At 60.8% G+C, this 24123-nt stretch carries 19 protein-coding genes; 6 read left to right on the top strand and 13 right to left on the bottom strand.

What is annotated here, in order from left to right:
* Positions 1-95 precede the first annotated feature (95 nt).
* Positions 96-1022 (top strand): AEC family transporter, encoded by a 927-nt coding sequence (locus ACLIRY_RS08045; protein ID WP_413204864.1) that lies wholly within the window; start codon positions 96-98, stop codon positions 1020-1022.
* Positions 1023-1224: 202 nt separating this feature from the next.
* Here the strand turns inward: ACLIRY_RS08045 and ACLIRY_RS08040 are convergent, their stop codons facing one another.
* The 9 genes from ACLIRY_RS08040 to ACLIRY_RS08000 all read right to left on the bottom strand — a co-directional run bounded on the left by ACLIRY_RS08040 (position 1225) and on the right by ACLIRY_RS08000 (position 11532).
* Positions 1225-2037, bottom strand: coding sequence for a hypothetical protein (locus ACLIRY_RS08040; protein WP_413204863.1), 813 nt, complete (start codon positions 2035-2037; stop codon positions 1225-1227).
* A 288-nt stretch (positions 2038-2325) separates the two neighbouring features.
* Positions 2326-2535 carry a hypothetical protein gene (locus ACLIRY_RS08035; protein ID WP_413204862.1) on the bottom strand — a complete coding sequence of 70 codons (210 nt, stop codon included), beginning with the start codon at positions 2533-2535 and terminating at the stop codon, positions 2326-2328.
* Positions 2536-2888: 353 nt separating this feature from the next.
* Positions 2889-4130: a phenylacetate--CoA ligase family protein gene (locus tag ACLIRY_RS08030; RefSeq protein WP_413204861.1), complete on the bottom strand. Its 1242-nt coding sequence runs from the start codon at positions 4128-4130 to the stop codon at positions 2889-2891.
* Positions 4131-4171: 41 nt separating this feature from the next.
* Positions 4172-5035, bottom strand: coding sequence for an ABC transporter ATP-binding protein (locus ACLIRY_RS08025; RefSeq protein ID WP_413204860.1), 864 nt, complete (start codon positions 5033-5035; stop codon positions 4172-4174).
* Positions 5036-5154: 119 nt separating this feature from the next.
* Complete coding sequence (locus tag ACLIRY_RS08020; protein WP_413204859.1) at positions 5155-6387, bottom strand: ABC transporter substrate-binding protein; 1233 nt, start codon at positions 6385-6387, stop codon at positions 5155-5157.
* A 178-nt stretch (positions 6388-6565) separates the two neighbouring features.
* Positions 6566-7687 (bottom strand): branched-chain amino acid ABC transporter permease, encoded by a 1122-nt coding sequence (locus ACLIRY_RS08015; RefSeq protein ID WP_413204858.1) that lies wholly within the window; start codon positions 7685-7687, stop codon positions 6566-6568.
* A gap of 4 nt (positions 7688-7691) precedes the next feature.
* Positions 7692-8585: a branched-chain amino acid ABC transporter permease gene (locus tag ACLIRY_RS08010; protein WP_413204857.1), complete on the bottom strand. Its 894-nt coding sequence runs from the start codon at positions 8583-8585 to the stop codon at positions 7692-7694.
* 129 nt (positions 8586-8714) lie between these two features.
* Entirely contained in the window at positions 8715-10703 is a 1989-nt protein-coding gene (locus ACLIRY_RS08005) for a long-chain fatty acid--CoA ligase (protein WP_413204856.1), read from the bottom strand.
* Position 10704: 1 nt separating this feature from the next.
* Complete coding sequence (locus ACLIRY_RS08000) at positions 10705-11532, bottom strand: ABC transporter ATP-binding protein (protein ID WP_413204855.1); 828 nt, start codon at positions 11530-11532, stop codon at positions 10705-10707.
* A gap of 534 nt (positions 11533-12066) precedes the next feature.
* On the opposite strand from ACLIRY_RS08000, the gene acnA reads away from it, so the two are divergent.
* A complete protein-coding gene (acnA, locus tag ACLIRY_RS07995) occupies positions 12067-14745 on the top strand; it encodes an aconitate hydratase AcnA (protein WP_413204854.1) in 2679 nt (892 codons plus the stop codon).
* A gap of 280 nt (positions 14746-15025) precedes the next feature.
* Here acnA and ACLIRY_RS07990 read toward each other — a convergent pair whose 3' ends face one another.
* Positions 15026-15505 carry a helix-turn-helix domain-containing protein gene (locus tag ACLIRY_RS07990; RefSeq protein WP_413204853.1) on the bottom strand — a complete coding sequence of 160 codons (480 nt, stop codon included), beginning with the start codon at positions 15503-15505 and terminating at the stop codon, positions 15026-15028.
* Between the two features lie 1059 nt (positions 15506-16564).
* Here ACLIRY_RS07990 and ACLIRY_RS07985 point away from each other — a divergent pair.
* Positions 16565-18043, top strand: coding sequence for a hypothetical protein (locus ACLIRY_RS07985; protein WP_413204852.1), 1479 nt, complete (start codon positions 16565-16567; stop codon positions 18041-18043).
* Position 18044: 1 nt separating this feature from the next.
* On the opposite strand, the gene ACLIRY_RS07980 is transcribed toward ACLIRY_RS07985, so the two are convergent.
* Positions 18045-18926 carry a LysR substrate-binding domain-containing protein gene (locus ACLIRY_RS07980; protein ID WP_413204851.1) on the bottom strand — a complete coding sequence of 294 codons (882 nt, stop codon included), beginning with the start codon at positions 18924-18926 and terminating at the stop codon, positions 18045-18047.
* Positions 18927-19022: 96 nt separating this feature from the next.
* Here ACLIRY_RS07980 and ACLIRY_RS07975 point away from each other — a divergent pair, with 96 nt between their 5' ends.
* Positions 19023-19184, top strand: a complete 162-nt coding sequence (locus ACLIRY_RS07975; protein ID WP_413204850.1) for a DUF1127 domain-containing protein — start codon at positions 19023-19025, stop codon at positions 19182-19184.
* Positions 19185-19305: 121 nt separating this feature from the next.
* Here ACLIRY_RS07975 and xseA read toward each other — a convergent pair whose 3' ends face one another.
* Entirely contained in the window at positions 19306-20922 is a 1617-nt protein-coding gene (gene xseA / locus ACLIRY_RS07970; RefSeq protein WP_413205334.1) for an exodeoxyribonuclease VII large subunit, read from the bottom strand.
* Between the two features lie 436 nt (positions 20923-21358).
* Positions 21359-21673 (bottom strand): usg protein, encoded by a 315-nt coding sequence (locus ACLIRY_RS07965; RefSeq protein ID WP_413204849.1) that lies wholly within the window; start codon positions 21671-21673, stop codon positions 21359-21361.
* 304 nt (positions 21674-21977) lie between these two features.
* Between ACLIRY_RS07965 and groES the strand changes: the two genes are divergently transcribed.
* Both groES and groL read left to right on the top strand, forming a co-directional pair.
* Complete coding sequence (groES, locus tag ACLIRY_RS07960) at positions 21978-22295, top strand: co-chaperone GroES (RefSeq protein ID WP_413204848.1); 318 nt, start codon at positions 21978-21980, stop codon at positions 22293-22295.
* A gap of 15 nt (positions 22296-22310) precedes the next feature.
* The gene (gene groL / locus ACLIRY_RS07955) at positions 22311-23954 is read left to right on the top strand and encodes a chaperonin GroEL (protein ID WP_413204847.1); all 1644 of its coding nucleotides are present in this window, start codon (positions 22311-22313) and stop codon (positions 23952-23954) included.
* The last annotated feature ends 169 nt before the right edge of the window (positions 23955-24123 follow it).

The raw sequence follows: 24123 nt of genomic DNA, 5'->3' as shown, positions 1-24123 counted from the left end.
AAAAAAAGTTACGAAACATCTTATTTTTATAAACTTTTCCAGTGAGCATGCGGCCTCTAAGGTTCGGGCATTGATAGCCCGCTGGAGCATGCGCCATGACCACGATCATCAACACCCTCCTCCCCCTTCTTCTCCTGATCATTGGCGGACAGGTCATGCGCCGGATAGGCTTTTTGGAGGCTGGCTTCTGGTCTTCGGCCGAACGGTTGGCCTATTACGTCCTGGCTCCGGCCCTTCTCCTCCGGACCATTGGAAGCAACCAAGTGGGATCTCTGCCGCTGGGTGACATGGTCCTTGCCGCCTATGGGGCCATCGCCGTTGCCGCAGGCATCATCGTCCTCAGTTACCTGACCGGCCTGCCCCGCATGGGTGCGCCGACGTTCACCTCCGTGTTTCAAGGAGGTGTTCGCTTCAACACCTTCATTGGTCTCGCTCTGGCCGATCGACTTTATGGGGCTGAAGGGGTCGTGATCACCGCCCTTGTCGCGGGCTTCATGATCGTCGTCATCAATGTCCTCTGCGTCCTGGCCCACGCCCTGACAACGGGCCGGAGCAAACCCTCCTGGGGGGGATTGGCCGGTGAACTGGCCCGCAACCCCCTGATCCTGTCTTGTCTGGCGGGGGGGGTGATCGCCCGGTCCGGCCTGGGCTTTCCCCAATGGGCCGATACGACACTGGGTATGCTCTCTGCGCTGACCTTACCCGTTGCCCTGCTTTGCGTCGGGGCCTCGCTAGAAACCCGCCGGTTCCGGGGAGACATGTCCCCCTCCCTCTTCGCAAGTCTTGTCCAATTCGGTTTGAAGCCCCTGACCGCCGGTCTGATCGCCATGGCCCTTGATTTGCCCCCCATGGTTTCTGCGGTGATCGTGCTCCTTCTGGCCACACCAACGGCGCCCTCGGGCTATATCCTCTCGCGCAAGATGGGCGGCGACCACGAAGCCATGGCCTCCATCATCGCGTTCCAGACCTTGGTGGCCTTCCTCACCCTCCCCATAACCATGATTGCCCTGGGACTGACCTGAGCGGCCTGTCTTTGTTGAAGGCCAAAACGCGCGTGATCACGATGGATACTCTAAAACATAGAGAATGAGAGTGAAACTGGGCCAACTTGGCTCAAGTTGATCCAGTTTCACTCTAGAATTCCCTTCGATACCGATCACGCAGAACAGAAAAAAAGAAGAAACGGGTCGCCCTCTCCCCCCTGAACGCCGAACGTTGAATACCTCAGGGTTGGCCCCATTGAGGATCAATCACCTCAAGGCAATTTATCAGTCCAGCAAAATGTAAAAAATAACTATGACTCAATACATCCCTGACCAAACAGTTGAGTATTTCATTTTTTTGATTTGAATCAAAAGGCACATTCCGAAGAAAGCCACTATAATAAGACAAAAAATGGTCCAGTATCACATTATACAACGGATCAATATCATGAAGAACACCAGCGGAAACCAGTTCATGTACCAAGGGCCACTGCTCAAAATTATAGACAGGTGAACCGACATCTTCGTATTCATCATAGACCTTGAGAAAAAGACCCGCAAAATCCAAGGGGCGAAAAACCAAAACCCCCGTATTGTAATCGCTACCGTGGTTTTCTGTAATGCCAAAGGCGGCATAGGGATGCTCCCACGCCCGCAACTTCAAGGAGGAAAAGATGTCTTTCATCTTTTCCCCCTCCTTGGCCGCCTTCAGTCGGAAAATCGGATTATCTGTGGGACTTGGCGGACGGACGCTCCCCACCGAATTGGGTTTGTAGGTTTCAAAAATACTGGGACTGGCCGGATTGATCAAAATATCCGCATCCGCATAGCAGATAACATCGTATTTCAGAATGGACGGCTGGGTGAAGATCAGCAGCTTTTGCCAAGCCGGGGATCGCGCCTGAGCCCGCGGGCTCTGGTCCAGAGGGTCCGTGAAGACGATCAAATCACATCCAACGGCCTCCGCGTAAGCTTGCCATCCCGGCAAACAGGTGTTCCGAAAGAAGGTTTCATGTTGTGGTCCGATAGCCAAGGTTACCAATGCCTTACGCACGATGCTCTTCCTTTCACCCGATCTGCCCTCTCGCCAGGGAGTTCGCGTTCTCCCGGACTATAAGAAAGGCGTGAGAGGACCATGTCACCCCTTTTCCGGCCTTGGGTCGCCTGCAACTATAGAGTGAAGCTGGATCAGCTTGAGTCAAGCTGGCCCAGTTTCACTCTCGTTATATAGATCTCGAAGCTCTCCAGGAGCCTTTAAGGGGAGGTAGAAAGCGTCAACCCGCCCCTTTTCCACACCGCATACCTCTGAAACCCGAGCCTGCGGATAGGGACAAGGTCCAAATCACCCGTAGACATCCACTTGATTGCCGCGATGGGGTGGGGGAGCGGGCGGGTTGGTCGACACCGTCGACGCGCGACCGGAATCATCCGCATCGCCGTCCTTCTCAAGGCCTTTTTCCGTCGCTTCGGTTGCCTGGGGCGAAGTTTGGGTCTGACCTTGTTGTTGGGTCGGCGAGAGGGGCGTATTCGCTGACACAGAACCGATTTCCATACTCTTCATCCATTGTGACTAAAGTATCGCGCGGAAAACTGGGGTCCGAAGGGAACGCGGAGGGAACAACCGGTCTTTCGGTCCACGCGGCACTCTAAGTAAAGATTTTAGATCAAATGATCCGCCTTAAATCGATCCCGCCTTAAGGTGCTTTGATCTAGATCGTATCGGCAAGGAACCCTTGCCTGAGCTGAGGATCTGGTTCCTCCAGCCCCCTGCCCGCTCCCATTATATAAAGATAATATTGCGTTCAGAAAAAGGCATACCCACAGAGTTCACCACACCTTCATGCCAAAAAACAATTCCGAGATGTGCGATATAACCGTTGCAGGCAGACCCCTTTCCATCGGTCGTCACCCGTGATCGCGGGCGTCCTCAATCACCTTCCCGTCATTGGGCAGGCTTCCCGGCGCAACGAAGACAACGGCCCCCTTCAGCTTGGTCAGGGCGCGCAGGGTCTCGGCGATGGCCTCTCCGGGTCCCTCAGCGCCCGCAGCCTCGCAGCGCAGGGTCATCTGGTCGTTGATCCCCTCCCGGGTGACGACCAAGCGGGCCTTGAGGACCTCCCCGTGGCGCTTGACCACTTCGGCGATCTGTTCCGGATGGACGAACATGCCCTTCACCTTGGTGGTCTGATCGGCCCGGCCCATCCATCCCTTGATGCGCATATTGGTCCGTCCGCAGGGAGAGATGCCCGGCAAAACGGCGCTCATATCACCGGTCGCGAAGCGGATCAGGGGATATTCCGGCGTGAAGGTGGTCACCACAACCTCGCCCACTTCCCCCGGTTCAACGGGGTCCCCCGTGCCGGGGCGGACGATTTCGACGATCACCCCTTCGTCGACCACCATCCCTTGTACGGCGCCGGTTTCATCGGGGGATTCATAGGCGATCAACCCCAGGTCAGCGGACGCATAGCATTGGTAAACGGAGAGCCCCCGGTCCTTGAAGGATTGGCGGTGGGCGGGCAGATAGGCCTCGCCGGAGACCAATCCCTTGGTCAGGGAGGACACATCCGCGCCGGTTTCCTCTGCCTTGCGCAGGATGATGTCGAGAAAGGAGGGCGTCCCCACATAGCCCACGGGGCGAAGTCCGGCGATGGCTTGAAGTTGCTGCTCGGTCTGCCCGGTCCCCGCAGGGAAAACCGGACAGCCCAACGCCCGGGCGCCGTCATCGAAAATCCAGCCGCCCGGCGTAAAATGGTAGGCGAAGGTGTTATGCACCACCTCGCCCCGGCGAAACCCGGCAGCAAAAAGAGCCCGGGACAGGCGCCAGTAGTCAACCCGCTTGCCTTCGGGATCGTAAATGGGACCGGGGGACTGGAGGATGCGTCCCAAATCTCCCAGGGTCGTCGCCAGCCCCCCAAAGGGTGCCGCCTCGGCCTGAAGGTCGATCAGGGCGGACTTGCGCAGAACCGGCAGCTTGGCCAGGGCGGCGCGGTCGATAACCGCATCGGGATCCACGTCGGCCAGACTCTTGGCGAAATAGGGGGCGTTTGCCTTGGCGTTGGCGATCAACTCGGGTAGGGCGGCGACCTGCTCGGCCTCCCGCTGTTCCGGATCCCGGGTCTCCAGGGCGTCGTGATACTGGACCATGCGTGCTCCCACAGCCTTCATGTCTGAGTGTTGGACCTGCCCTACAGCCACCGCTTACGGCGTTTGTAGGACTTCAGGTTCTTGAAGGACTTGCGATGTTCTCCCCCGCCACCGAGGTAGAATTCCTTCACGTCCTCGTTGTTGATCATCAGATCCGCCGATCCGTCGAGCACCACCTTTCCGGATTCCATGATGTATCCGAAATCCGCCGCGCCCAGGGCCATTTTAGCGTTCTGCTCCACCAACAGGATGGTCATCCCCAAGTCCTTGTTCAGGGTCTTGATGATGGAAAAAACCTCCTTCACCAGCAAGGGGGACAGGCCCATGGAGGGCTCATCCAGCAGGACCAGTTTGGGCCGCGCCATCATGGCCCGACCGATGGCCAGCATCTGTTGCTCGCCGCCTGACAGGTAACCCGCAAGGCCTGTCCGCTCCCGCAGACGGGGGAAGTAGTCGAGGACCATCTCCAGGTCCTTCTTCACCGCCGCAGAGCCGTCTTTACGGGTAAAGGCACCCAGGCGCAGGTTCTCGATAACGGTCATATCCTCGATGATGCGACGGCCTTCCATCACCTGGAAGATCCCCTTGCGGACAATCTTTTCCGGGTCGGAATTGGCAATGTTCTCGCCCATGAAGGTGATTTCGCCCCGGGTGACCTCGCCGTTTTCCGTACGCAACAGGCCGGAAATGGCCTTCAGGGTCGTTGTCTTGCCCGCCCCGTTGGGACCCAGAAGCGTCACGATCTCCCCCTGGGGAACCTCCAGGCTGACGCCCCGCAACACCAGGATCACGTCATCGTAGACCACTTCGATATTGTTCACGGTCAGAATGGGTTCCGCCCGCTCGACCTTGGCCTTCGGATCGGGAGCGGCCGCCTGGGCCGGAAGGGTCGCCGCTTGGGACATGGGATGCTCCTCTCCTGTGCGGAACCGCCGTTGTGCGGCGTGTTGTCGTTGTTGGAAATAGGGACAAACAAAGCGAACCCGGGGCGGTCGAAACGGAACGCCCCGGGTCCAATTGGTCTTTAGTAGCCCAGCCAGTCGTCACGACGGGGCAGGGTGGTCTCGGCAATCTTCTCGATGGAGATCTCGCCGTCCTTGACATGACCCTGGTAGATGTTGGCGGTCAGCATGCCCCGGTGGTCCTCGGCGGTCCAGGTGGAGGGAATGCACACACCCTCAAGACCCTTTGGCACCCAATCCGTCTTGGCATACATGCCATTGCGGATGTTCTCGCCCGTCATGCCCCCGTTGGCCTTGGCCCACTCCATGGCTTCCTTCATGTAGTACGCCGAGCAGATACCCCGGATGTAGTGATGGGTCCGATATTGATCGTCCCCAGCGATTTCCTTGACCAGTTTCATACCCGGCACATCGTCGGTCCAGAAGGCGTTGGCGGCGACGAAGACATAGCCGTCGCCATCCTCACCCATGGCTTCCAGGGTATTGCGGTCACCACCCCAAATGTTGGCCATGAACTTCACGTCGGTGCCCACGGTCTTGCAGGATTTCACCAAGGAGACCACGGAGGGACCCAGGTTGGCCACATAAACGTAGTTGGCGCCGCTTTCCTTGATGGTCAGGCACTGGGCCTTGAAGTCACCGGGCTTCAGCGAGACCACGACCGGAGGCAGCACCTCGAAGCCCAGTTCCGTCGCGTATTCGGCGCAGGCTTCCTTCGGCGCATTGGGATAGGGGTGGTTATCGCCGGCATGGATGAACTTGGGCACGCCCTCCTTGCCCATGGCCTTCCAATCTTCCGCCGCCCACTGGGCCAAGGCCCGGCACCCGTCAGAGTAGCTGGGGCCATAGAAGAAGTTGTAGGGAGCGGGCTTCTTGGTCTTGGGGTTCTTGCCGGTGGGATCGGTCAGATGCCCGGAATAGGAGGCGGACCAGACCGGAATCTTGTCCTTGGCCACGAAGCTGATCAACGCCTCGGTATCGCCGGTACCCCACCCTTGCATAGCGACCATGTGGTTGCGGCTGGTCCATTGCTTGTACTGGCTGATGGCGCGGGGGACTTCATAGGCGTAGTCGACGCTTTCAACCTCCAAGGGCGTGCCATCGATACCGCCATGCTCGTTGATATATTTCAGGGCATCGGCCACACCCGGGCCGTAGAGCTTGCCCACAAACCCTGTGGCGCCGGTGATGTCTTCCAGATGGCCGACGAACACACTGTCCTCGGCCGCAGCCGGTCCGGACAGCGCGGTCGCCAGCAAAGCGGCGCAAGCGGTCGCGGTCAAAACATTCTTCATGGTCGTGTTACCTCCTTGGGTGGGTCCTCTTGATTGTGTGAGGACCCTTTGTTTTGTTCCGAAAAAACGGACTGCGAGACACCTTGTTCTGGCGCTTCTTTTATTTGGCGACGACGGTTCGGATTGGGACTCCCCGCCTGATGGAAAAGGGAACAACCGCCCCCTCGTCCGCGCCTCCCTAATGGGAGAAGGGATAGAGCTTCCAATAGGCCTTGATCAGCTTCCAGCGGTGGGCCAGGCCATCCGGCTCGAAAATCAGGAACAGAATAATTGCCGCCCCGATGGCCATCTCCCGGAAAAAGGCCAAACCGTTGATAATGAAGGGCTGGTTCCCCCATTCCGTATTCTGAAGGATACTCACCCCCCCGGCCATGAACTCCGGCAGCATCACCATAAAGATGGTGCCGAGCATGGCGCCCATGACGCTGCCCAAGCCGCCAATGATGATCATCCCCAGGAACTGGATGGACAGCAGGATGGTGAAGGCCTCCGCCGAAACGAACATCAGGTAGTGCCCATAGAGGGCCCCACCGATGCCCGCATAGAAGGCGGCAATACCGAAGGACATGACCCGGTATTTGGTCAGGTTGATGCCCATCACCTCCGCCGACAGGTAGTGGTCGCGGACCGCCACAAAGGCCCGTCCATCCCGGGACCGCATCAGGTTCGCCGCCAGCACATACATGATGATGGCGAAGGAAAGGGTCAGCAGGAAATAGCGTTGATCGTTATCGAAGGCGAAGCCGAACAGGGTGACCGTATCGGCCAGGGAGCCCGAGGACCCGCCCGTGAACCACTCCATCCGGATGAACAGGTCTTCGATAATGAACTGGGCCGCCAGGGTGGCAATGGCCAGATAGAGCCCCTTGATGCGCGCCGCCGGGGCACCAAAGATCAAGCCCACCATGGCCGCCATACAACCGGCCAGGGGAATGCAGAGCAACACCGGAATGCCAAAGGTGGTGTTCAACCAAGCCGAAGAGAAGGCCCCGACGCCGAAGAAGGCGGCGTGCCCGAGGGAGATCTGGCCGGTAAAGCCCACCAGGATATTCAGCCCCAGAGCGGCGATGCCGTAATAACAGAACTGGATCCCCAAAGAGAGGAAGTAGCCATCGGCGAACCAGCCGATGATCGGAGCATCAGCCAGGGCGGGCACCGCCTGGGGCAGGATCACCAGGGCGTACAGGGCCACCAGGAAAATCACCATCGCGCCCCGACTGTTGCGCGTGTTGAAGATCTTGGTGTCCTGACGGTAGGTCGTCCGGAAGTCCCCGCAGGGACGCATGGAAAGTGTCGCCATTCTCTTAGACCCGCTCGATGTCCTTGGTGCCGAAAAATCCGTAGGGCTTGATCACAAGGATAAGGATCAGCACCCAGAACGGGGCGATGGTCAGCATGTTCCCCACATGCAGGAACTGGCCGTCGACAAACTCTGCGGTGTTCTCCAGGACACCGATCACCAGACCACCGACGATGGCGCCGATGATGCTGTCCAGACCGCCCAGAATCACGGCGGGGAAGACCTTGATGCCGATGAAGGACAGGGCCGAGGACACGCCATTAACCATGCCCATGACCACCCCGGCGAGCGCACTGACCATGGCCGAGATGGCCCAGGCCATGGCGAAGACGTTCTTCACCGAAATGCCCAGGGATTGGGCCACCTGCTGGTCAAAGGCCGTGGCCCGCATGGCCAGACCGTGGCGGGAAAAGCGGAAGAAGTAATAGAAGGCCACCATCACCAAGAGGGAAATGACAAAGCTCATCAAATAAGCAGGCTGGGTATTCAGCCCCAGGATATTGATGGACTCCATCTCGAACACCTTGGGAAAGGCTTCCGCGCTTTGGCCGAACACCCAACTCGTCAAGGCCCGCATGAAGATGGACAGGCCGATGGTGACCATGATCACCGAGATGATCGGTTCCCCGATCATCGGCCTGAGCACCACCACCTGCAACAGGACGCCAAATGCCATCATGAAGACAAGGGTGAAAAAGAAGCCCAGAAGGAAGGGCATTTGGAATTCAACCAGCATGTACCAACAGACCCAGGCGCCGATGAGCAAGAACTCACCCTGGGCAAAGTTGACCACCTGCGTGGATTTGTAGATCAGCACGAAGCACATGGCGACGACGCCATACAGCGTGCCAACGATCACCCCGTTCAGAACAAGCTGAAAAAGCAGTTCCCAGTTCACCTGTCATCCTCCCTTATCCGCCCGTTTCGGCGGAACCGCCCGAAGCCATTTTTGTTGGTCTTGGCTTTTGAGGCGTGACGTCCTGCGGAGGGGTGGCGACGCGTCCGCGCTCCACCCCCGAGTTCGTGTTTATTCTGCGGCTTGGTGGGAAGCCCCAGCGGCCCCGCCCGAAGCCCCACCCGACACCCCATCCGGGGGAAGCAGGGTTTCCACCTTCAAGCTCGTCTGGATCCGCGACTTGGTGCCATCCTGGAAGGAAATGACCGTATCGATGTCCACCCGCTCGTTGCCCGCGTAGATCGCCGTGATTTCCTTGTCGTATTTCTCGGCGATCACACTGCGGCGCACCTTCCGGGTCCGGGTCAACTCCCCATCATCCGGATCCAATTCCTTGTACAACAACAGGAATTTCCGGACCTTCTGGGCATGGGGCAGGGTCTCGTTCACCTTCTCCACCTCGGCCCGCAACAGCGCGTAAACGTCCAGGTTGGCCGCCAGATTGGTGTAATTGGTGAAGGCAATGGCCTTCTGCTCGGCCCATTTGGAGACGATGGACCAGCGGATGCAGATCATCGCCGACAGATAGGGCTTGTCCCGCCCCAGGATCACCGCCTCGGCAATGAAGGGGGAGAACTTCAGCTTGTTCTCGATGAACTGCGGGCTGAAGCGCACCCCGTCGGAGGTCTGGGCCAAATCCTTGACCCGGTCGATAACCACCAGATGACCGTTCTCTTTCTTGATGTACCCGGCATCGCCCGTATAGAGCCAACCGTCGCGCACATCCTCCTTCGAAGCATCGGGGTTCTTGTAATAGCCCAAGAACATGCCCTGGTTCCGCCCGACGATCTCGCCCACCCCTTCCTTGTCGGGGTTTTCGATGCGCACATTGGACTTGTCGAAGGCCTTGCCCACCGTTTCGTGGTCGATGTCGTCGCCCCGGTGGATGGTATAGGCCCCAGCCAGTTCCGTCTGCCCATAGAGCTGTTTCAGCGGAACCCCCATGGCATGGAAAAACCGGAAGGTCTCCGGCCCCATGGCCGCGCCGCCCGTGGCCGCGCTGGTCAGGAAGGAAAAGCCCAACCGATCCCGCAGGGCGCGGAACAGGATCAGATCCGCCAGTTTGGAGCGGCGCCCCTCGGTCAGGGCCTTCATGCCAATCTTCATGCCCAGCTCGAACATCCACTGCTTGAACCTGCTGGCATCCATCATGCGGGCCCGCACATCCGCCGCAATCGATTCCCAGACCCGGGGGGCCAGAAGGACGAAGGTGGGACCGATCTCGCGCATATCGGCCATGGTGGTCTCTTCTTCCTCGACGAAGTTGACCACCGTCCGCGAAATCAGCGCCTGACCGACCACATAGACCTGCTCCATGATCCAGGGCAGGGGCAGAACCGACACATAGTCGTCCCCCGGCCGCTTGGGGTCGGCGTTCATGTAATCCACGCAATGGCGCAGGAACGCGCCCGACTGCAACATGGCCATCTTGGGCTTTGATGTCGTGCCGGAGGTCGTGCAGAGCACCGCCACGTCATCGCCCTGACCCAGGTCCACTTCCCGGTCGTAGAGACCGGGGTCCGATGCCTCCAGGGCTTTGCCCTTGTCCATCAGGTCATTTTGGGAAATCAGGCGAGGATCATCGTATTTGCGCATCCCCCGGTCGTCGCAATAGACGATGTGCTTCAGGCTGGCCAGTTGATCGCCCAGCTCCAACAGCTTGTCGACCTGCTCCTCATCCTCGGCAATGATGGCCACGCATTCGGCGTAATTGATCAGGTATTCCGCTTCATCCTCCAGGACATCCTTGTAGATGCCCAGGGACATGCAGCCGATGGCATGGGCGGAGATCTCGCCCCACACCCATTCCGGGCGGTTCGCCCCCAACAGACCGATCACCTGACCGCGCTGAACTCCCAGGGCCCGCAGACCCAGGGCGTAATAGCGAACCTTGGCATCGTAATCGGCCCAGGTGAATTCGTTCCAGATGCCGAATTCCTTCTCGCGCATGGCCACATCGTTGGGCCAAGTCCGCCCATTGTGGCGAAGGATCTTCGGAAAGGTATCGAGCGCGGAAACATCACAGTATTCGGGCGCAGGAGCGGTTTTGCGACGAGCCATCTCAGGCGACCTCCTGTCCGGGAGCCAGAGCGATAGCGCCGTCCTCCTCTTCGTCATCCTCACCCAGATAGGCTTTCTTGACGTAGGGGTTGCTCATGATCTCGTCGGGCAGGCCCTCGGCGATATTCTGGCCAAAATCCAGCACCATGACCCGTTCGCTGATGTCCATCACGACCCCCATATCGTGTTCGATCATCACCACGGTCATGCCCCACTCCTCGTTCAGATCGACGATGTAGCGGGTCATGTCTTCCTTCTCTTCCTGGTTCATACCCGCCATGGGCTCGTCCAGCAGGATCAGGTCGGGCTTGAGGGCGATAGCCCGCGCCAGCTCCACCCGCTTGCGCAGGCCGTAGGACAGGGTCCCCGCCGTCGCCTTGCGGATCGGGCTGATCTCCAGGAAGTCGATGATGTCTTCCACCTCGCGGCGGTGGGACAGCTCTTCCTTCTGGGCGCCGCCAAGCCAATAGAGGGCACCGGTGAAGAAGTTGTTTTTCAGCAGGTGGTGCCGCCCGACCATGATGTTGTCGAGCACGCTCATATGCCCAAACAACGCCAGGTTCTGGAAGGTCCGGCCCATGCCCACCTCGGTCCGCTTGTTGGGCGGCAGAGGGGTCACGTCCTGGCCCTTGAAGACCACCTGACCTTGCGTGGGGGTATACCGGCCCGAAATACAGTTCATCATCGACGTCTTACCCGCCCCGTTGGGACCGATAATCGCGAACAACTCTCCGGGCTTGACGGAAAATGAAACATTGGACAGCGCGCGCACACCACCGAAATGCAGTGACACATCGCGCACGTCCAGGATTGGTGAATCCGTGGACATCTACCAGTGACCTCCCATTTGGGCTGATTAGCGTCCCGAACCTCATTATTCCGGATTCGTTTGGTGACGCGTTCAACCTCGACCCTTAAGCACTTAACGCATACGTCAACTTGGGTCAAGCATGCCTTGTCTGCGAAGGGCATTTGGATCCAACCGCCCTGTCCAGTCGGTCGAAAGCGCGCGCTCCCTCTGTTTTGCCCCTCGGCCTTTTTCCGTTCCGGGGCGGGAAAGCCATCAAAGATTGCGCGACTCCGCTTTCCCGAACCTGCACCCGCGCGAGACCGCTGGACAGAACGCCGGATATGTGGTGTAAGGCGGGCCGCGCCATATGCTCGGACCTGACGGACCAGCCCCGATTCACTAGTCGATGGCGCCCGAAACCAGTTTGGATCCAAACCGCCTCGCGGACCGTTCCCGTTCTGTGGAGCCCTCGGATCCAGATCCAACTAGGTCGGGCGGCAAGTGGACCACACACGGGGCCACTTTTCTGCTCGCCGCTCTAAAGCCGCCACCCTAAAGCCAAGGAGTCCGTCCATGCCCTTGTGCGGTCAAGATACACTGAAAACCCGCAAGACTCTTACCGTTAACGGTAAGGAGTATGATTACTTCAGCCTGGAGGCCGCCGGCCTCGGCGACATCACCCGCCTGCCCTACTCCCTGAAAGTGCTGCTGGAAAACCTGCTGCGCTACGAGGATGGCCGCAGCGTCTCCACCGACGACGCCAAGGCCGTTGTCGACTGGATGAAGGACAAGACCTCCGATCGCGAGATCGCCTACCGCCCCGCCCGCGTGCTGATGCAGGACTTCACCGGCGTTCCCGCCGTGGTCGATCTGGCCGCCATGCGTGAGGCCGTGGTCGCCCTGGGTGGGGATGCCAGCACCATCAACCCGCTGTCTCCGGTGGATCTGGTCATCGACCACTCGGTCATGATCGACTATGCTGGCTCCGCCGATTCCATGAAGAAGAACATGGACCTGGAGTTCGAGCGCAATGGCGAGCGCTATGCCTTCCTGCGCTGGGGCCAGAAGGCCTTCAACAACTTCCGCGTGGTTCCGCCGGGCGTCGGCATCTGCCACCAGGTGAACCTGGAATATCTGGCCAAGGGCGTTTGGACCGGTGAAGAGGCCGGGCGCACCATCGCCTATCCCGATACCCTGGTCGGCACCGATTCCCACACCACCATGATCAACGGCCTGGGCGTGCTCGGCTGGGGCGTGGGTGGCATCGAGGCCGAGGCCGCCATGCTGGGCCAGCCGGTCTCCATGCTGATCCCCGAGGTCATCGGCTTCAAGCTGACCGGCCAGATCAAGGAAGGCTGCACCGCCACCGATCTGGTTCTGACCGTGGTGGAAATGCTGCGCAAGAAGGGCGTGGTCGGCAAGTTCGTCGAGTTCTTTGGCGACGGCCTGGATAACCTGCCGCTCGCCGACCGGGCGACCATCGCCAACATGGGTCCCGAATACGGCGCCACCTGCGGCATCTTCCCCGTCGACGCCGAGACCCTGCGTTTCATGCGCTTCACCGGTCGCGACGAAGACACCGTGGCTCTGGTCGAGGCCTATGCCAAGGCCCAGGGCATGTGGCGCGAGACGGGGACCGTGGATCCTGTGTTCACCGACACCCTGGAACTGGACATGGCCACCGTCGAGCCCTCGCTGGCCGGCCCCAAGCGTCCCCAGGACCGTGTCGCCCTGTCCGGCGCGGCTCCGGCCTTCGCCGATGCCCTCAAGACCCTGGCGCCGAACGCGAGCGAAGACCGCTCCGTACCCGTCGCCGGTGCCGACTACGGCCTGTCCGATGGGGATGTGGTCATCGCCGCCATCACCTCCTGCACCAACACCTCCAACCCCTCGGTCCTGATGGCCGCCGGTTTGGTGGCGAAGAAGGCGGTGGAGAAGGGTCTGGTTGCCAAGCCCTGGGTGAAGACCTCCCTCGCGCCGGGATCCCAGGTCGTCTCCGATTACCTGGAGAAGGCCGGTCTGCAGACCTACCTGGACCAGTTGGGCTTCAACGTCGCCGGATATGGCTGCACCACCTGCATCGGCAACTCCGGCCCGCTGGCCGAGCCCATCGCCGAAGCCATCGACAACAACGGTCTGGTCGCAACCGCCGTTCTGTCCGGTAACCGGAACTTCGAAGGCCGCATCAGCCCGCATGTGAAGGCGAACTACCTGGCCAGCCCGCCGCTGGTCGTCGCCTACGCCATTGCCGGCAGCCTGAAGGTCGACGTGACCACCGCCGTGCTGGGCCAGGACAAGGAAGGCAACGACGTCTTCCTCAAGGACATCTGGCCGACCGCCAAGGAAGTGGCCGACGCGATCGAACAGAATATCTCGCCCGAGATGTTCCGCGCCCGCTACGACAACGTCTTCGACGGCCCGCCCGAGTGGCAGGCGGTCCAGGTGGTCGAAGGCGAAACCTACGCCTGGGACAGCACCTCGACCTACGTGCAGCATCCGCCCTACTTCCAGGGCATGGAGAAGGTGTCCTCCGGCCTCATCGAAGACATCAAGGGCGCCCGTCCGCTGGCGATCCTGGCGGACTCGGTGACCACCGACCACATCTCTCCGGCCGGTTCGATCAAGGGCAGCAGCCCGGCGGGCGTGTACCTTTCGGAGCATCAGGTTTCCGACAAGGACTACAACTCCTACGGCGCACGGCGTGGTAACCACGAAGTCATGATGCGGGGCACCTTCGCCAATATCCGCATCCGCAACGAGATGGCTCCCGGCACCGAGGGGGGCGTCACCACCCTGCAGCCCGCCGGCGACGTCATGCCCATCTACGATGCGGCCATGAAGTACGCCGAGGCCAAGACCCCGCTGGTCATCGTGGGCGGCAAGGAATACGGCACCGGATCCTCCCGTGACTGGGCGGCCAAGGGCACCAGCCTGCTGGGCGTCAAGGCGGTCATCGTCGAAAGCTTCGAGCGTATCCACCGCTCCAACCTCGTCGGCATGGGCGTTCTGCCCCTGCAGTTCGCCGAGGGTGTGGACCGCAAGACCCTGAAGCTGGATGGCACCGAGATCTTCGACATCGAAGACCTGGGCGACCTGAAGCCGCGCCAGACCGTCACCGTCAAGGTGACCCGGGCCGATGGCTCCAGCGAGACCTTCGAGACCCTCTGCCGCATCGATACCGTCGATGAGCTGGACTACTTCAAGAACGGCGGCATCCTGCAGTACGTGCTGCGCAACCTCGCCGCCGAGTAAGGCAAGCCGCTAGAGCGGGATGAGGAAAAGGCTCCGGGGGATTCCAGTCCCCCGGAGCCTTCCTTTTTTTCACGGGGCTTTGCCCCGTCCCCCACTGGGGCCGAAAGGCCCCAGACCCCAGGCAATGGTTTTTGGGGCAATCACCCATGACACGATACTGTCGTGTCCCCTGGTTTGTTTTACAGTTAAACTCGAAGTAATTTTCATTATGAGCCGTCATTCCAGGGCGCGTGTTAAGGGATGCACGTTTCTTTGTTTGGCGCTAAGGTTTTTTCCTTCGTCATTCCCGCGTACGCGGGAATGACGGACCCCTTTGACGGTACCGCATGACTTTCTCGATGGGTGCGTCGAAACAGGCCGCCATGCTGAGCAAAAGCGCATAGGCCGCTTGCTTCTGCGCGGAAGACCGGATCCCCTCAAAAGCCCTCAGCATCTCCCAGGTCAGGGGGTGGGTCATCATCGCCGCCCCCTCCGGGATCTGCTCGCCCGTGGGAGGCGGCAGGTCCTCGAAGAAAAAGGAGGGCGTCACGCCAAGGGCACAGGCCAAGCCATAAAGGCGGCTCGCGCTGATTCGATTGGTCCCCAGCTCGTATTTCATAAGCTGAGCACCGGAGAAGCCAACATGATCGGCAAGCTCCCTTGTGGAGAGGCCCCTGGACCGCCGCAGCCAACGCAAGCGGCGTCCAACACTGATATCAACGGGCGTGGGCGCAGCATCGCGCCCCCCTCCCGCCTTCGGGGAAAGGGTGCTGTTTTCCATGGTCGGAAAATCCGACCGGAGGCCGGGGAGAACCGCCGAAACGGACCGGGTCAGAGCGGGGACATGCGGAAACAGGCCTCCGGATAACCCGGCCCGCCCGGCGTCCTCCCTCAGCCCCCGGCCAGCGCGCCCCCAGGTTCGCCCCGCAAGCAGGACGAATTTGTGGAAACGGCGGACAATGGGATATAACAGGCGTTAGCCATGACCTTGCTCACTTTCTAGGATCAGCAGGGTTGCGGTTAGGCGTTGGGGGTGGTTGCCGCCACCCTCGACGCCGCTTTGCCCATCACTGAGGTGGACACAATCGAGAGTGTACCGCGAACGGTGGCGTGTGATCTACCATCAAGAGATCACTGGTCCGGATTTTATGGGGCTTTCCCACCCGGGCGCTGAGGGATGGCCGTTTCTCCGTGCCGCTCCAAAGTTCAATATTTTATTCGTCATCCCCGTGAAAACGGGGATCCAGGGTTGATTTCGATGGTGTCAGTGAAGACCGCTCCTGTTGCGTCAACCGCATAGGTCCGTTGTCCCCACCCTGGATTCCCGCGTGCGCGGGAATGACGAGTAAGCGGTTGAAATAAGGAGAGTCATGCTCAGTTGGGCTCTTCGTCCCGTCATCCCCGCGAAAACGCTAAGGGATGCACATATCTTTTATTTAGGGCTGATCATTTTTATTCGTCATCCCCGTGAAAACGGGGATCCAGGGTTGATTTCGATGGTGTCGGTGAGGGGCGCTCCTGTTGCGTCAACCGCTGCCCTCCCCTGTCCCCACCCTGGATTCCCGCGTACGCGGGAATGACGAAGGAAAAAACATTAGAGCCAAACAAAGAAACGTGCATTCCTTAGCGCCTGCGCGGGAATGACGCATAAGAACCAATGCGTTGGAAGACACCCAACTCCCATGGCCCGGTCTCATGGATGCCGGGGAAGGGTCGGCCCCCTCTCCGCAACGGCCCCTTTCGCCTGCGGGGTCCCAACCCTTTTCAAGTGTGCTAGAAAAGATCTGTCATCGAAGGGTGGTGGAAAGGGGCGGGGATGCAAGACTGGGAGAATTGGACAATGATTGCCGCCGCAGCGGCAACCGTGATCACTTTGTTGGGCGCTGTCAGCTTCGGTCCTATCTTCCAGGCCTATGGGAAGCTCCTCGCGAATCCGCTTTGTGAGGACTTCGAGGATCTGATCGCCCGCCTTCGGGGCCAGAGGAAAGACCGCTACCGCGCCTTTCTGTGGATCGGATTGGGCTGCTTGGACCGGTGCTTCGGCCCCCCGAAGGGAGCCAGCCGCCCCCCCTGGACCACCGCCTGGCTCACCGCCACCAGTTTCGACCGCTGCCTGGTCCTCGCGGTGCTTTATCCGCTTACCTTTGCCTTTCTCAGTTGGACCGTCACCGGGACTGCCGGGTCCCTGGGAGATGCCTTGGGCCTGAAGGATACGACTGCGGCATTGAACCGTCTGGTGAGTGTCGGGTTTCTCTCGATCCTGGTAAGTCTGTTTGTCGTCTCCCGACGACTTCCCGGTTGGAAATCTTGGGTCGCTGGCGCTTTCGCTTTCGCTTTCGCTTTCGCTTTCGCTGTCACTGGCGCTAGCGCTGGCGCGGTCGCGGTCGCTGTCGCTGTCACTGGCGCTGTCGCTGTCGCTGTCACTGGCGCTGTCGCTGGCGCTGTCGCTGGCGCTGGCGCTTTCGCTGTCGCGGTCGCTGGCGCTGGCGCTGGCGCTATTGCTTTCCCTGTCGCTGTCGCTGTCGCTGTCGCTTTCACCGGCGTCATCGTCGTCCTACAGTCTACCGCTATACGCCATGCGGTCTACGGTCCTTTCCTCGTTCTTCTGTGGCTTCTGCTCCTTGCGGCAATGTTCATTCTGAACGGCACGACTCCGCCCTCTCAGAGCAGTCTCTCCGTGATGCTCGGTCTCGGCTTGTTGCCGCTTTTGAACGCCCCCTTCGATTGGCTGTCCCTCGCCGTGACCCGGACCCTTTTGACGGCCAGCGTCACCAAAAAATCTCCAGGCCACACCGTTTTGTATTCCGGCCTGGACTTCCTTCTGGCCACTCTGCTGTTGCTGCTGTTGGCGGCCACGCTGGTCGTCGGGGTGGAGTTTTTCAATGCCACCCTGGCGTGGGGCGGGAACAAACCTGTCCTCGATCTGGCCCAACAACTGGCAGAGCTGAGGGATCCGACCGAGGGGGGGACCCTGTGGATTGCCCTGATGCTGTTTTCCACCTATCTGCCGACCCTGGCCCATCTGATCATCGCCCTGGCCAGCCTGGCGCCGGAGGGGTTGCGGTTCCGTGGCAAGACCCTCGCCGACGCCCTGGAAGAGGACGCCACGCGGCCCCGGGAGTCCAAGGGCGCCCTAACCCAAGCGCGGCATCAATTCTGGCTCACCTTCGGTTGGGTCCTGGCTACGGCTCTTGCCCTCATCAGTATTGCTTTTATCCTCTTTGTGTTCGTTTATTCCACGACCTGGGCGGGCTGGCTTCTCGACACCGTCATCGCCTTCCAGGGTGCCGTCCACGGGTGGTTTCAGCCCTCTCCGTGATTCACGGATCGCACCCCGGCGGCGGAAAGTCACTCACAAACCGCTCCGCTTCCTCCCTGAGCCACTCCAGGAACAGGGCGACGCGGCGGCGGGGTTTGCCGGGGCGGGTCAGGGCCGCGTAATCCAACCCACTGGCCAGAAAGCCCCGGGGCGCCACGAGGCGGCCGGATCGCACATCGTCCACCACATGGGGCCACGGCCCAATGGCGGTACCGAGTCCTCCCGTCGCCGCCTCCAGCATGAAAAAGAAGTGTTCATATTCGACGGGAGGGCCATCGGGTGGTTTCTCCCCCGACAGGGCACACCAATCCTCCCAAGCCCCGGGTCGGGTGCGGGAGCGCAACGGGGGAGCCCCGGAAAGCCCCCGGCCCGACGCCTGCACGGGGCCAAAATGCTCCGGGAACAGCGGATGGGCGGTCACGCCCTGCGGCCAGGGGGACCGCCCCACGCGGATCGCCAGATCGAAACCATCCCGGGCGAAATCCACGGGCCGGTCCGAGGAGGCAAGGCGCACCTCGATGTCCGGATAGCGCCCCTGAAAGCGGTGCAGCCGGGGGATCAGCCAGCGCATGGCGAAGGTCCCGATACAGGACAGGTCCAGCGGCCCCGTGGGGCTATCGGCCACCTGGGCCACCGCGCCCTCGATCCCCTCAAACGCTGTCCGTAACCCGGGCAACAGGGCGCGGCCCGCCTCCGTCAGATGCCAATCATTCCGGGGACCTTCCAGCAAGGGAACGCCCAACACCTCCTCCAGGTGGCGAACCTGACGGCTGACCGCCCCATGGGTCACGTGGAGTTCCTCGGCCGCCAGGGTCATCCGCCCGAGGCGGCCCACGGCTTCAAAGGCCCGCAGGGCATTCAGGGGAAGGCGGGACCGCTTCATGTGCATTTTCCTCACAAAGCCTGTCCGAAGACATCGTTATTCACAGCCTGAATGAAGGTGTTCTCTCCATCCGATCATAATATGGAGATGCGAAAAATGAACAGACTTGGATGGATATCCCTTTCCGTCGCGCGCCTTCGTCGCTGGTTGGAACGGCGCGCCCAACGGCGAGAGCTCGCCCGCCTGGACCCCGCCCTGCTGCACGACCTGGGCCTCAGCGAGGAGGACCGCCGAAAAGAATGCGCGAAATGGCGATAAAACCACGACACCGTCTCGTCCCTTTCGGACGATTACCCCCACCCCTTTTTAATGGCCCGGGGTCTGGGGCCTCTCGGCCCCAGTGGGGAACGGGGCAAAGCCCCGTATCGTGTCCCGTCTCTCAGAGGTCGTCGAGGAAATCGCGCTGCCGCTTGTCGCGCCCCTTCTGGGTCCCACTCTTACGCCGCCCCTCAGCCGGTGGCGTCGAGGGCGGAAGGGGATCCGCCTGGGGTATCGGGGAGGCAGCCGCCCCCTCTCCCCCATCGGCGATGGCCCGCCGCAGGCCATCCTTGAATTCCAGGGACAGGGTTGCGCCGGGAATCACACCTTTGGCCTCGGTCAACACCTGTCCTGCTTCGTCCCGAACCACGGCGTAACCGCGCTCCAGGACCCGATGATGGGACACGCTTTCCAATCGGGCGGCCAGACCGGCCAGCCGTTCCGCTCGCCGATCCAGATCCCGGCGGCCCCAACCGGCCAAACGGTCGGCGAGTCCCTCCAGACTCCGTCCCTCCCGCTCCAACCGCCCGGTAATCCGCTCCGGTCGCAACCGGTCGGACAGGGTGATCAGGCTGCGTTGCGCCTGATCACCCAAACGGATCATGGCCCCCCGCAGCGCCAGAGCACTGCGGTCCAGGTCCTGGGCCTTGCGGTCGATCAACTCCCCGGGGCGGCGCAGCCGGGCAGCCATTTGGCCCAGAGCCAGGGTCCGCTGTTCAATCAAGCGATGGGGCGCTGCGGCCAAGCGTTCGGCCCGGTCATCCAACCGTTGGACCGCATCGGCCAGCAGCCGGTCCAGGTCCGGCAAGCCCCGAGACAGCCCTTCGAGACGCATGGCCCGGTCGATGAGCAACCGCCCCACAGCCCCTTCCATGCGGCTCCCCGTTTCCCCCACCTGCGCAAGAAGCTCCATGCGCACGGGCACGGCCATTTCAGCGGCCCCCGTTGGTGTGGGGGCCCGCAGGTCCGCCGCGTGATCGATCAAGGTAACGTCGGTCTCGTGGCCAACCGCAGAGATCAGGGGGATCGCGCTTTCGGCCGCGGCGCGGACGACGGCTTCCCCATTGAAGGCCATAAGGTCCTCGAGGCTGCCGCCCCCCCGGGCAACGATCAGGACATCGGGCCGGGGAATGGCTCCCCCCTCGGGCAGGGCATTAAAACCCTGGATGGCGCGGACGATCTCCTCTGCCGCCCCCTCGCCCTGAACCTTGACGGGCCAGACCAGGACGCGGCGCGGAAAGCGGTCGGAGATGCGGTGGAGAATGTCCCGGATCACCGCCCCGGTGGGAGAGGTGACCACGCCAATGACCTGGGGCAGAAAGGGGGGGCGTCGCTTGCGGGCCGGATCGAACAGGCCTTCCGCAGCCAAACGGCGGCGGCGGTCCTCCAACAGCTTCAGGAGGGCACCTTCGCCCGCCAGTTCCATGTCCTCGACGATGATCTGATAGCTCGACCGGCCCGGATAGGTGGTCAGCTTGCCCGTCACAATGACCTCCATCCCCTCTTCGGGGCGGAGGGAGAGCTTGTTCATTGTGCCACGCCAGATGATGGCATCGATCACCGCCGTCTCGTCCTTGAGACGCAGGTAGCAGTGACCAGACCCCGCCACCTTGGGCTGGCTGATTTCACCGCGCAGACGCACGCGGGAGAAGGCTTCCTCCACCGTGCGCTTCAGGGCGCCGGAGAGCTCGGAAACGGACAGTTCGGGCAGGTTATGGGCGGAGCTGGAACCGGTCATGGGGGCACCCTGCCCCAGCCCCGCAGCGAATTCAAGCACTCACCTTCGGCATCCGGGGAATGCTTATACCAAGGTGCGGTGAGTTTGCCTCACCGCACCTGGGAAGCGGCCAAGTGGCCGCCGCGCCGTATGGCGCGTAAAAGCCCGCCTGGCGTTTGAACGCAAGAAAAGCGGCCTGGGTTTCAACCCGCGCCGCTTGGTATGAGAGCGGAATGAGGAAAAGTGTATGCGGTTTTCCGTCTCATTCCGCTCTAAATATATGATTTAGATCACGTTTATGAAATCAGGTCGGACAGACCTGATTTCATCGTGATCTAGAGTATTCCGAGATCAAGTTGAGTCGCTTTGCGACCAAACTTGGCCTCGAAGATACTCTAAAATCTATATAATTAGAGTGAAACTGGGCCAGCTTGACTCAAGCTGATCCAGTTTCACTCTAGTGAACCAACAGGCAATCAACGGGCCGATACCGCCCGGGTGTGATCAATTCCGCCGATGCCACCCGAACGGAATGGAGGGGGCCGTCCAACTCCTTGGTCCAGAAATCCAGGAAACGGCGCAGCTCTGGAAACCGGGGCGCCAAATCCAATTGTTGCCAGATGTATTCCTGCAAAAGTCCCGGATGATCCGGCATGTGGTAGAGAATTTTCGCCGTGGTCAATCGGTAGTCGGCCATTTGACGCGCCATATCGGACTTGGGGTCGGACTGGGACTCGGACTGGGGCCTGACGTCGACATCAAAAAAGGTCATGGTCGAAGTTCCTCTTCTCCGTGGCCCCATCCGCCCCTCTTGCGGTTCCGGTCAAGGCCACCTTGTGGCTGCGTTTGCTCCCTGAGAAAAGGATGAGCACAGTTCGCTCATATTTCAAGTTTGTTTTATTATCAGAGGCTTAGCAGCCACCTTCGGCGAGTGCTGACAAAAATTTCGCTCTCTCACTTGACGTCGATTTTCAAAAAACTATGTCAATTCCCGCCCGGCCCCAGTCGCCCAAGATATCGGGGACCCAAAGCCGGTGTCATTTGCTTCCACCGTAAGGAATGACGGAGACAAACCTATGAACTTCAAACCCTTGCACGACCGGGTCCTGGTCAAGCGCCTCGAAAGCGAAGAAAAGACCGCCGGTGGCATCATCATCCCCGACACCGCCAAGGAAAAACCCATGCGGGGCGAAATCATCGCCGCCGGGTCTGGCGCGCGCGGCGAGGACGGAACGCTCCACCCCCTGGATGTCCAGGCCGGAGACCAGATTCTGTTCGGAAAATGGTCGGGTACCGAGGTGAAGATCGACGGGGTCGATTACCTGATCATGAAGGAATCCGACATCCTGGGCGTGATCACCGACGCCGCGACCATCCAAGCTGCCGCCGAATAAGGGGAGACTGAGTCCATGTCCGCAAAGGAAGTGAAATTTTCCGCCGACGCCCGCGACCGTCTGTTGAAAGGCGTCGACACCCTGGCCAATGCCGTCAAGGTGACCCTGGGTCCCAAGGGCCGCAACGTTGTCCTGGACAAAAGCTTCGGCGCTCCCCGTATCACCAAGGATGGTGTCTCCGTCGCCAAGGAAGTCGAACTCAAAGATAAGTTCGAAAACATGGGCGCGCAGATGCTGAAGGAGGTTGCCTCCAAGACGGCGGATCTGGCCGGAGATGGCACCACCACCGCGACCGTGCTGGCCCAGGCCATCGTCCGCGAAGGGGTGAAGTCCGTTGCCGCCGGCATGAACCCGATGGACTTGAAGCGCGGCATCGACATGGCGGTCAATGCCGTCATCGAGGATGTCAAAACCCGCTCCCGCGCCATTTCGACCAACGCTGAAGTGGCCCAGGTCGGCACCATCTCCGCCAATGGGGACTCCGAAGTCGGCCAGATCATCGCCACGGCCATGGAAAAGGTCGGCAACGAGGGGGTCATCACCGTCGAGGAAGCCAAGGGACTGGAGACCGAACTCGACGTGGTCGAAGGCATGCAGTTCGACCGGGGTTACCTGTCCCCCTACTTCGTGACCAATTCCGAGAAAATGGTCGCGGAGCTGGAAAATCCCTATGTGCTGATCCACGAGAAAAAGCTCTCCGGCCTGCAGCCCCTGCTTCCCGTGCTGGAGACGGTCGTCCAATCCGGTCGCCCGCTGCTGATCATCGCCGAGGATGTCGAAGGCGAAGCGCTCGCAACCCTGGTGGTCAACCGTCTGCGCGGCGGCCTCAAGGTGGCCTCGGTCAAGGCGCCGGGCTTCGGTGACCGCCGCAAGGCCATGCTGGAAGACATCGCCATCCTGACCGGGGGGCAAGTCATCAGTGAAGACCTGGGCATCAAGCTCGAAAATGTCACCATCGACATGCTCGGTACCGCCAAAACGGTCACGATCACCAAGGACGACACCACCATCGTGGATGGGGCCGGGGACAAGGCCGATATTCAGGCCCGGATCGCCCAGATCCGCGCCAACATTGAAGACACCACCAGCGACTATGATCGGGAGAAGCTGCAAGAGCGCCTGGCCAAGCTGGCTGGCGGAGTCGGGGTGATCAGGGTCGGCGGCGCCACCGAAGTCGAGGTGAAAGAGAAGAAGGACCGCGTCGACGACGCCCTTCATGCCACCCGGGCCGCCGTGGAGGAAGGCATCATCGCCGGTGGCGGTGTCGCCCTGCTGTATTCCACCAAGGCCCTGGACAGCCTCACCCCGGCCAATGACGACCAGAAGGTGGGAATCGACATCGTCCGTCGCGCCCTGCAGGCTCCGGTCCGTCAGATCGCGGCCAATGCGGGGACCGACGGCTCCGTCGTCGCCGGCAAGCTTTTGGAGTCCACCGACTCCAACTATGGCTACAACGCCCAGACCGGAGCGTATGAGGATCTGGTCAAGGCCGGTGTCATCGATCCGACCAAGGTGGTCCGTTGCGCCCTGCAGGATGCCGCATCCGTGGCCGGCCTGCTGATCACCACCGAAGCCATGGTCGCCGATCGGCCCGAGCCGAAGGCCTCAGCTCCCGCCGACATGGGGGGAATGGGCGGCATGGGCGGCATGGATTTCTAATCCACGCAGCCAAGCACAGGGGCCCACAGGACCGGGCCATGCAGGAACGGGGCGCCTTCGAGCGCCCCGTTTTCTTGTGGCAATCCAAAAAGAATCCACGCGACAACAAAAAGACGGTCGGAGATCTCTCTCCGACCGTCCTGTAACAGCCTCTTGCCGAGGGTGTTTC

The organism is Rhodospirillum sp. A1_3_36, from assembly GCF_047263945.1.
Classification (GTDB): domain Bacteria; phylum Pseudomonadota; class Alphaproteobacteria; order Rhodospirillales; family Rhodospirillaceae; genus Rhodospirillum.
Note: the sequence above shows the minus strand (reverse complement) of the source record. Positions and strands in the feature narration are given on the sequence as shown.

Bases quoted from the DNA above. Each gene is read 5' to 3' on its own strand.
- ACLIRY_RS08020 (WP_413204859.1), bottom strand. From the start codon at position 6,387: ATGAAGAATGTTTTGACCGCGACCGCTTGCGCCGCTTTGCTGGCGACC.
- ACLIRY_RS08030 (WP_413204861.1), bottom strand. From the start codon at position 4,130: ATGGTCCAGTATCACGACGCCCTGGAGACCCGGGATCCGGAACAGCGG.
- xseA (WP_413205334.1), bottom strand. From the start codon at position 20,922: ATGACCGGTTCCAGCTCCGCCCATAACCTGCCCGAACTGTCCGTTTCC.
- ACLIRY_RS08045 (WP_413204864.1), top strand. From the start codon at position 96: ATGACCACGATCATCAACACCCTCCTCCCCCTTCTTCTCCTGATCATT.
- ACLIRY_RS07980 (WP_413204851.1), bottom strand. From the start codon at position 18,926: ATGAAGCGGTCCCGCCTTCCCCTGAATGCCCTGCGGGCCTTTGAAGCC.
- ACLIRY_RS07975 (WP_413204850.1), top strand. From the start codon at position 19,023: ATGAACAGACTTGGATGGATATCCCTTTCCGTCGCGCGCCTTCGTCGC.
- ACLIRY_RS08005 (WP_413204856.1), bottom strand. From the start codon at position 10,703: ATGGCTCGTCGCAAAACCGCTCCTGCGCCCGAATACTGTGATGTTTCC.
- ACLIRY_RS08015 (WP_413204858.1), bottom strand. From the start codon at position 7,687: ATGGCGACACTTTCCATGCGTCCCTGCGGGGACTTCCGGACGACCTAC.
- ACLIRY_RS08025 (WP_413204860.1), bottom strand. From the start codon at position 5,035: ATGTCCCAAGCGGCGACCCTTCCGGCCCAGGCGGCCGCTCCCGATCCG.
- groL (WP_413204847.1), top strand. From the start codon at position 22,311: ATGTCCGCAAAGGAAGTGAAATTTTCCGCCGACGCCCGCGACCGTCTG.
- acnA (WP_413204854.1), top strand. From the start codon at position 12,067: ATGCCCTTGTGCGGTCAAGATACACTGAAAACCCGCAAGACTCTTACC.
- ACLIRY_RS07985 (WP_413204852.1), top strand. From the start codon at position 16,565: ATGATTGCCGCCGCAGCGGCAACCGTGATCACTTTGTTGGGCGCTGTC.
- ACLIRY_RS08000 (WP_413204855.1), bottom strand. From the start codon at position 11,532: ATGTCCACGGATTCACCAATCCTGGACGTGCGCGATGTGTCACTGCAT.
- ACLIRY_RS08035 (WP_413204862.1), bottom strand. From the start codon at position 2,535: ATGGAAATCGGTTCTGTGTCAGCGAATACGCCCCTCTCGCCGACCCAA.
- ACLIRY_RS07990 (WP_413204853.1), bottom strand. From the start codon at position 15,505: ATGGAAAACAGCACCCTTTCCCCGAAGGCGGGAGGGGGGCGCGATGCT.
- ACLIRY_RS07965 (WP_413204849.1), bottom strand. From the start codon at position 21,673: ATGACCTTTTTTGATGTCGACGTCAGGCCCCAGTCCGAGTCCCAGTCC.
- groES (WP_413204848.1), top strand. From the start codon at position 21,978: ATGAACTTCAAACCCTTGCACGACCGGGTCCTGGTCAAGCGCCTCGAA.